Raw genomic sequence first — 7,258 nt, 5'->3', positions numbered from 1 at the left:
TAAAGTAAGCAGTTCTAATATTGTTTTAGTTTTCATAATTAAGAAGTTATATGCTCTATTAAATATATTATAAAATAATGTAGCTAAAAATGAGATATATCATTTTCAACGTTGGATTGTTGTATTAAATTTAAGATGAGTTAACAACACTAAAAACAAAGACATGAAATCAGATTCAGTATCAACAATTATGACAAAAAATGTTGTGTGTGTTTCATCTGAACAATCTATTTTGGATGTGAAACATATTTATGAAAAAAAAGAATTTCATCATCATATTCCTGTAACAGAAGATGGGAAGTTGGTTGGTATGATTAGTTTAATTGACTTTATGTATAACATTAAAGGCGCAGGAATAAATGATGATAATATTGTTTATAAAGAATTAAAAGTTAAAGATATTATGACTCCACATCCATATTCTTTAACCACCACTGCAACTATTGAAGATGTAGCTAAAGTATTAGCAAAAGGACGCCACCGTGCTATTCCAATTATAGAGAAAGAAAAAATAAAGGGAATTGTATCTACTGCTGATATTATTAAGTTTTTCTTATCTCAGTAGTAATTATTTAGTGATATTTATTTTGGCTAAGTTTTAAAAAGAATCTTTTTTTTAATTAAATATAAGCAAGAAATCTTCATTTTTAAAAACTCAAATACGTTTTCAACTATTAAAATACTGAGAAAAAGCAAAGAAAATGATTTTGGTTCCCTATAAAAAGGCATTTCAACTTTCCTCTTATTCAAATAATAGCATTTACTTATTAAGTACTGAAATTATAATAACACATATTATAAAAATTAAAAAAACTGATGAAAAATAATGATAACAATCATAAGCAATTGTGATGCGCATCATTTTAAATATTCTAAATCGTACATAATTTTACATAATAAAAATTAGTTCTTTGGTTTACTAAATTATCAATAAAAAGGTTTAGATACTTTATGATGGTTTGATTTTATACTAATTTTTAGTTATAAAAATTCTTGAAAAATTATTTCAATATCACAAAGTTACAAAAGCCTTTTTATAAGGAAACAGGAAGTTTCGGCTTCCTGTTTCTAAAAAAAATAGGTTTTCATTATTTAAGAGTAGTGCAAACCCAAATGAAAGAGTTTTAGAATGTTTATAATTTAGTATTAATTTTAGTTTTCTTTTAGAGATAAAATGACGTAAGAAATTCATTTACAAATTATTAAACAAATTAAAACTCTTTTAAGAAACAGGGAAGCATACGTTTCCCTGTTTTTATTTAAACAAATTAGTAGTATCAATAGTTAATTATTTAAAACTGAAAACTATGGAAATTAACATTCAATTTGTGAAAATGGACACTAGTGAATTTATGGAAGATTTTGTAATAAAAGAACTCCATAAATTAGCTAAAAAATATGAGTGGCTTATTAAAGCTGAAGTTTTTTATAAACTAGAAAAAGATCCAAAAGGAAAAGGTAAAATTTGTGATATTCAATTAAGTTTACCAGGTCCAAAAATAATTGCTTCTTCTAACGAAGAAAGCTTTGAGGAAGCTACAGACGAAACTATACGAGATTTAAAAATACTACTTAAAAAGCGTAAAAGTGAAATGAAACCTCACATCTAAATGGTTATGAGTTTGAATAGTTTAACTGAAAATTATCATTAGCTTCTTTTAACAATTTAATTACTTCTGTATCGTTCACTTGATTAAATTCATCATAAAACTGACCTACAGCTCTAAAATCTCTTGGAGCAAATAGACAAATAATGGAGAGTATATTTGGCAATTTCTTTATATTTTTTAAAGCTGAAGGAGAGGAAACTGGCAATGCCACAATCATAGAAGAAGGTTTTTGTAATTGAATTAATTTAATACTTGAAATTAGTGTATTTCCTGTTGCTACACCATCATCAACTAAAATAACAGTTTTACCCTTTAATTCTATAGGTTTTTTAGTACTGTAATATAATTGGTAGCGCTTTTTTAGAATGGTTCTAACTCGTTCTGTTTCTTCTTCAATATATAATTTTGAAATACCTAAAACCGAATCACCTAAAATTCTATTTTTTAATGTAACAGCTCCTATTGCATATTCTTTATTAAATGGGTGACCTATTTTTTTGGAAAGAACAATTTCTAAAGGGAGATTTAATTTTTTTGACATAGCACTTCCAACAGGAACTCCTCCTCTTGGAATTGCAACAATTACAGCATCTGAATTGTTACAATAATTCATTAATTTATCAGCAAGTAAATTTCCTGCTTCTTCCCTATTGACAAACATTCTACTCTATTTTTAACTTTTTAAATAAGTATCAAACCAATTACTTGTATGTTGAGCTACCAACTCTAATTTTCCATGTTCTGAAAATAAGTGTGTTGCTCCTTCAATAATTTTAAGTTCACAAATACCATTTATTATTGACTGCGCTTGTTTATTAAAATCAATTACTGCAGTGTCATTACCGCCAACTAATAAAAGTGTAGGTACTTTAACATCTTTTAAAACTTCTAGTGCAAGATCTGGCCTGCCTCCTCTAGAAACCACTGCCTTAATATTAGTCCCTAATTTAGCAGCTGCACTTAAAGCAGAGGCTGCACCTGTACTTGCTCCAAAATAACCAATTGGCAAATGCTTTGTGTCCTTATATTTACGTATCCAATCTGTTACTTTCAAAAGACGATCTGTGAGCAATTGAATGTTAAATCGGTTCTCATAAATTTTATCTTCATCTGTTGTTAATAAATCAAAAAGTAAACTTGAAAACCCATCTTCAAGCAATAAATTAGCCACATAATTATTTCGAATACTTAACCTACTACTTCCACTACCATGTGAAAATAACACAATTCCTTTACTCTTACTATTCAACCTTAAGCTTCCTCTTAAACTTATTTGCCCAATAGGAATTTTTATTTCTCCAAATGTTTCAATAATATTCATATTCGTATATTTTAAATTCTAAAACATCACATTTTGATAAATCAAGAATTTTAAATCTTTAGGGAGAACTGTTCTAATATCTTCTAATTCACCTAACGATATATGCTTGCGTAAGACTATAAAAGTTGATTTAATATAATTTTCAGCAATTTCATTCGATTCAAAATCAACTATTGAAGTAACACCATTAAAATCTCTAATTAGATCAATAAAATCTTCCAAACTTTTCACTTTTATTTTAGTTTTCCCAGACCATCCGTTAACATATATTGCTTTTAAAAACATAGGAAATTGGGCAATTAATTGTAAAGATTCTTCTGTAGATATTACCTCACGTAATCCATGTAAAATTGAAGATAAAATACGTCCAGCTTTATCTGTATCTTTCCCTAGGTTTAATTCTGCTGCATACGCTTTTAAAAACGTATTAGCTTCTTTTGCGAATTGATTAAAATTTAGTCCCATAACAATGTCTTTTAAAGTTAAAACTCATAAATATCCCATTTTTCATCTTTTTTCATAACCGCTACTAAATGTGGTGCAATAAATTTTGAATGTAATTTAGGTGGGATTTTTGATACTACTGTTGGCGGAATGTAATTTATAGGATTTTCTAAATAAAGCACAACTTCTCCATGAATATCAATAATAAATTCTTCTACTTTAGAACTAATAATATCTTTTTTTAAAACTTCATTAAACCCAATTTTTTCTTTTAAAAGTTTACTAATAATGGTATATCCATTATAAAAGTTTGAAGCATTCAAATATTGAGGTTCAATTATCTCATTACCTGCAGTATCAATAAATCCATATAAATATTCAATACCTACTAATTTTCTAATTAAGCACCTTCCATCTTTAAAAAATGGATATGATTTTGTTTCATCATTATTTAAAACAAAATCATCTCTATAATCAATAACCAATAAGCCTTCTTCATTTATAAAACCCCACTGATTTCCATTTCTTATCGCTATCAAATCTTCATTTATTTGAATAACTTCATCTATATTACTTAAAACTTGAGTAAACCCAACTAGCGGCATACTAAAGCACATTATTAAAATTAGTAGATTTTTCATGACTTCAATTATTTTTATTTACATAAAGCTATTACTTGTTTTAGATTCACAAAATGATATTCCTCAATTTTAAAACAACTAAAAACTTTTAGAAAAATAGCGTTTAAAGGTCAGCAATGACTAAAAACCACAAATTGAGGCATCATTACTTCTATAAAACCCATTTTTTAATTTGCTGAAACATTTGATATATATCATTTTAATTTACCATAATAATATAGTACTTAGAGAGATGCTAAAATTAAAATATTATGAAATCAGATTTAAAGCATGTCACTTTTAGTCATAACAAAAGTATTAATGAACTTCTTTATTTTACTTCATTATGGATTTCTGAATTTGAATTTATTAAAATAGAATTATCATTTTTAAAGCGCCTTATAAACAATTATCCTTTCAAATCTAGAATTCCAAATTTATTTGAGCATATACAATTATTCATTTTAGATCTTGATAATTTAGAGGAAGACAGAAAATTAATTCTGGAAAATATACATTTTCAAAAAAAACAACTAAGTAACAAACTAAAATCTTCCGATTTAAATTTTGAAGATTTAGAAGAAGAAGTTTTTAATTATTTAGAAGGTTATAAAAAACTAAAAGCTAGAATTTATCAATATATAAGTGGACTTATAAAATAACTTAAAACTACGATAATGGAAACTAAAATTAAAAAAGATTGGAATGACAGGGGAAAAAGTAACGAAGAATTACATCGAGACACAAAAATATGGAGCTCTGAGATTCACTTTATAAATGATGAAATTCATTTTTTAGAGCACCTACTCAGTTCAAGATATATTGATTGTTTAGCTTCAGGGTTAGGTAAAAAAATTGAAATCTCTGTTAAAAAAATTTCTGAAGAAAAAATAAATGGGCAACTACTTTTAAAACAAATTTTGAAACATGATAATATGTTGTCTGACTTCATTAAAAATAATAGCGTTTACAGCAATTCAAATTTTATGGAAAATCATAAAAAATTAGCACTTGAAATAGAAAACTATGAAAAAAAATATAAAAGACTTAAAAAGCAAATTTTTGAAATTGTAGAAAAAATAATGAAGAAAACAGCACAAAAAAAATTAATTTAACATCCTGTTTTTTTAATTTGTACATTTATTAAAATATAGTCAATTAATAATTTTATAAATGAGCAAAACATTAGTTTCTTCTAAAGCTAACTTTAGCACTTTACCTGTTTTTTTAACCGCAATTTCAACCATTTTAGGAGCTGTAATGTTTTTACGTTTTGGTTTTGCAGTAGGTTCTGTTGGGTTCATGGGCACTTTGGCTATAATTATTATTGGTCATATGGTAACAATTCCCACAGCGATGGCATTGGCTGAAATTGCTACAAACCAAAAAGTTGAAGGTGGTGGAGAGTATTTTATTATTTCTCGTTCTTTTGGACTAAATATTGGAGCAGCTATTGGTATTACCTTGTATTTATCTCAAGCAATTAGTGTGGCATTTTATGTTATTGCTTTCGGTGAATCTTTTGAAGCCATAAAACCTTGGGTGGCAGCTAATTTTGGTTATGAGCTTTATGATAATCGCCTATTTAGTATCCCAGCCTTAATATTATTAATATGGTTAATGGTAACCAAAGGTGCAGATTTAGGTGTAAAAGCATTATATGTTGTTGTTACTATTTTAGCTATTTCTTTAGTTTTATTCTTTTTTGGTTCAACACCCTATTCTGAAGTTTTTGATAGCTCACAACTATTTAACAATGTATCGTCTGAAAAAGGATTCTTCTATGTATTTGCCATTATTTTCCCTGCTTTTACTGGTATGACAGCTGGTGTTGGTTTGTCAGGTGATTTAAAAGATCCTAAAAAATCTATTCCATTAGGAACTTTGTCTGCAACCATAATTGGTATGGTAATTTATGTGTTTATAGCTTTAAAACTGATTTCATCTGCAAGTACAGATGACTTGGTTAACAACCAACTAATAATGGGTAACATCGCTTTATGGGGACCAATAATTCCAATTGGTTTAGCTGCAGCTACAATTTCATCTGCATTGGGTTCATTTATGGTTGCTCCAAGAACTTTGCAAGCCATTGGTGGTGATAAAATTTTCCCAAACAACAATGTAAATTCCTGGATTTCAAAAGGAACAGAAAAAAACAACGAACCTAGAAACGCAACTATTTTTACAAGTATTATTGCAATGGTTTTTGTATTAATGGGTGATGTAAATGCTGTTGCTGAAATAATATCGATGTTTTTTATGGTAACCTATGGTTCGCTTTGTTTAATTTCATTTATGCAACATTTTGCTGCAGACCCATCATACCGACCTTCATTTAAATCTAAATGGTATTTTTCATTACTTGGCGCAATTATGTGTGTATTTTTAATGTTTAAAATTAATACACCCTACGCGATTTCAGCAATTGGTTTAATGGCTTTAATCTATTTTTATATCTCTTTAAAAAGTAGTAATAAGAAAGGAATGGCTTCCATATTTCAAGGTGTTATTTACCAATTTAGCAGAACTATGCAAGTATTTCTTCAAAAAGCTGAAAAAGAAAATCCAGAAGAATCTTGGAGGCCAGCAGTTTTATGTTTGTCACAAGCAAGTTTTGAACGTCACGGCGCTTTTGAAATGATGAAATGGATTTCTCATAGATATGGTTTTGGTTCGTTTATCCATTTTGAAAAGGCTTATTTTTCGAAAGAATCAAAACTAAATGCTGAAAATAAATTAAATAAACTAATTAAAATTGCTTCAGACAGTGAATCAAATGTATATCTTCAAACAATAATTTCGCCATCAAATACAGCTGCTATTGTACAAGCCATACAACAACCAGGGATTTCTGGGCAAGCAAATAATATGATGCTTTTTGAATACAAAAGGGGTGAACAGGAATGGCTATCAAATATTATTGATAATTACAACGTATTAAAAACTGCTAACTACGACTTATGTATTTTGGGTAGCAGCGACAAAGGATTTGGCTACAAGAAAAACATTCATGTTTGGATTCGAAAACAAGATTATGACAACGCAAATTTAATGATTCTTTTATCTTATATTATCTTAGGCCATCCTGATTGGAAAAAAGGAGAAATTAAAATATTTGCAACTTTTCCAAAAGAATCAATTGCCCAAGAAGAAGAATATTTAATAAATTTAACGAGTAGTGGAAGATTGCCAATATCAGCAAATAATATTAGAGTTATTCCTTTAGATGAAAACAAAAGTTCAAAAGATTTAATTAATGA

9 protein-coding genes are annotated in these 7,258 nt (G+C 27.7%); 5 read left to right on the top strand and 4 right to left on the bottom strand.

What is annotated here, in order from left to right:
• Positions 1-163 precede the first annotated feature (163 nt).
• Together Q0352_RS08305 and Q0352_RS08300 are read left to right on the top strand one after the other, a co-directional pair.
• The gene (locus Q0352_RS08305) at positions 164-565 is read left to right on the top strand and encodes an HPP family protein (RefSeq protein WP_299526519.1); all 402 of its coding nucleotides are present in this window, start codon (positions 164-166) and stop codon (positions 563-565) included.
• A gap of 742 nt (positions 566-1,307) precedes the next feature.
• Positions 1,308-1,610 carry an HPF/RaiA family ribosome-associated protein gene (locus tag Q0352_RS08300; RefSeq protein WP_299526516.1) on the top strand — a complete coding sequence of 101 codons (303 nt, stop codon included), beginning with the start codon at positions 1,308-1,310 and terminating at the stop codon, positions 1,608-1,610.
• A 4-nt stretch (positions 1,611-1,614) separates the two neighbouring features.
• On the opposite strand, the gene Q0352_RS08295 is transcribed toward Q0352_RS08300, so the two are convergent.
• The 4 genes from Q0352_RS08295 to Q0352_RS08280 are packed head-to-tail and all read right to left on the bottom strand — an operon-like array spanning position 1,615 to position 4,016.
• Entirely contained in the window at positions 1,615-2,271 is a 657-nt protein-coding gene (locus Q0352_RS08295; RefSeq protein WP_299526513.1) for a phosphoribosyltransferase, read from the bottom strand.
• A 12-nt stretch (positions 2,272-2,283) separates the two neighbouring features.
• On the bottom strand, positions 2,284-2,931 hold the full coding sequence (locus Q0352_RS08290) for an alpha/beta fold hydrolase (protein ID WP_299526510.1): 648 nt from the start codon (positions 2,929-2,931) through the stop codon (positions 2,284-2,286).
• 18 nt (positions 2,932-2,949) lie between these two features.
• Positions 2,950-3,396, bottom strand: a complete 447-nt coding sequence (locus tag Q0352_RS08285; protein WP_299526507.1) for a DUF2267 domain-containing protein — start codon at positions 3,394-3,396, stop codon at positions 2,950-2,952.
• Between the two features lie 17 nt (positions 3,397-3,413).
• The gene (locus Q0352_RS08280) at positions 3,414-4,016 is read right to left on the bottom strand and encodes a WG repeat-containing protein (RefSeq protein ID WP_299526504.1); all 603 of its coding nucleotides are present in this window, start codon (positions 4,014-4,016) and stop codon (positions 3,414-3,416) included.
• A 251-nt stretch (positions 4,017-4,267) separates the two neighbouring features.
• Between Q0352_RS08280 and Q0352_RS08275 the strand changes: the two genes are divergently transcribed.
• The 3 genes from Q0352_RS08275 to Q0352_RS08265 all read left to right on the top strand — a co-directional run.
• Complete coding sequence (locus Q0352_RS08275; RefSeq protein ID WP_299526501.1) at positions 4,268-4,657, top strand: hypothetical protein; 390 nt, start codon at positions 4,268-4,270, stop codon at positions 4,655-4,657.
• 15 nt (positions 4,658-4,672) lie between these two features.
• The gene (locus Q0352_RS08270; RefSeq protein ID WP_299526498.1) at positions 4,673-5,110 is read left to right on the top strand and encodes a hypothetical protein; all 438 of its coding nucleotides are present in this window, start codon (positions 4,673-4,675) and stop codon (positions 5,108-5,110) included.
• A 58-nt stretch (positions 5,111-5,168) separates the two neighbouring features.
• Positions 5,169-7,258, top strand: a 2,090-nt coding sequence (locus Q0352_RS08265) for an amino acid permease (RefSeq protein ID WP_299526495.1), incomplete at its 3' end; no start/stop codon positions are given.

Origin of the sequence: uncultured Lutibacter sp., from assembly GCF_937891065.1 — a bacterium.
Taxonomy (GTDB): domain Bacteria; phylum Bacteroidota; class Bacteroidia; order Flavobacteriales; family Flavobacteriaceae; genus Lutibacter.
Note: the sequence above shows the minus strand (reverse complement) of the source record. Positions and strands in the feature narration are given on the sequence as shown.

Coding starts and splice junctions, on each gene's coding strand:
- Q0352_RS08305 (WP_299526519.1), top strand. CDS start 164: ATGAAATCAGATTCAGTATCAACAATTATGACAAAAAATGTTGTGTGT.
- Q0352_RS08300 (WP_299526516.1), top strand. CDS start 1,308: ATGGAAATTAACATTCAATTTGTGAAAATGGACACTAGTGAATTTATG.
- Q0352_RS08295 (WP_299526513.1), bottom strand. CDS start 2,271: ATGTTTGTCAATAGGGAAGAAGCAGGAAATTTACTTGCTGATAAATTA.
- Q0352_RS08290 (WP_299526510.1), bottom strand. CDS start 2,931: ATGAATATTATTGAAACATTTGGAGAAATAAAAATTCCTATTGGGCAA.
- Q0352_RS08285 (WP_299526507.1), bottom strand. CDS start 3,396: ATGGGACTAAATTTTAATCAATTCGCAAAAGAAGCTAATACGTTTTTA.
- Q0352_RS08280 (WP_299526504.1), bottom strand. CDS start 4,016: ATGAAAAATCTACTAATTTTAATAATGTGCTTTAGTATGCCGCTAGTT.
- Q0352_RS08275 (WP_299526501.1), top strand. CDS start 4,268: ATGAAATCAGATTTAAAGCATGTCACTTTTAGTCATAACAAAAGTATT.
- Q0352_RS08270 (WP_299526498.1), top strand. CDS start 4,673: ATGGAAACTAAAATTAAAAAAGATTGGAATGACAGGGGAAAAAGTAAC.